1 protein-coding gene is annotated in these 602 nt (G+C 70.9%); it reads right to left on the reverse strand.

Translation table 11 applies throughout. The annotated features are described in order from the left end of the window. Window positions 1–602: DNA mismatch repair endonuclease MutL (gene mutL / locus HUK84_RS22035; protein WP_218064506.1), on the reverse strand; the 602-nt coding region annotated here is incomplete at both ends.

Here is a 602-nt window from a genome sequence, read left to right on the forward strand (position 1 = left end):
CGGCCCAGCGCGCCGATCACCAGCCCGCGCACCGAGGCCGCGTCGGCGAAACGCAATTCCGTTTTCGCCGGATGGACGTTCACGTCGACCTGATCGGGCGGAATCCGCAGCGACAGCGCGACCACCGCATGGCGCCCATGCTCGATCACGTGGCGATAGGCCACGCGCACCGCGGTGCGCAGCACCGGATCGACCACCGGCCGGCCATTGACCAGCAGGATCTGCCCCGCCGCCGTGGCCCGATGCACCGACGGGCCGCAGGCGAAACCGCTCAGTTCCAGTTCGCCCTTGCGCCCCTCGACCGGCAGCATCCCGTCCGCACCTTCGGCGTCAAGCAGCGCGGCGACACGATCCGCCATGTCCTGCGCCGGCAGGTCGAACACCACCCGGTCATCCAGTTGCAGGCGAAACGCCACATGCGGCACCGACAGCGCCAGGCGGCGCACGGTGATGTCGGCATGGCCGGATTCGACCCGCGGGCTCTTGAGGAATTTGCGCCGCGCCGGCGTGGCGAAGAACAGATCCTCGACGACCACCCGCGTGCCCGGCGGCCCGGCACAGGGTTCCGGCGCGCCGACCATCCCGCCTTCCACCGCGATGCG

Origin of the sequence: Nguyenibacter vanlangensis (genome assembly GCF_013376155.1) — a bacterium.
In the GTDB taxonomy this organism is placed as follows: Bacteria; Pseudomonadota; Alphaproteobacteria; order Acetobacterales; family Acetobacteraceae; genus Gluconacetobacter; species Gluconacetobacter vanlangensis.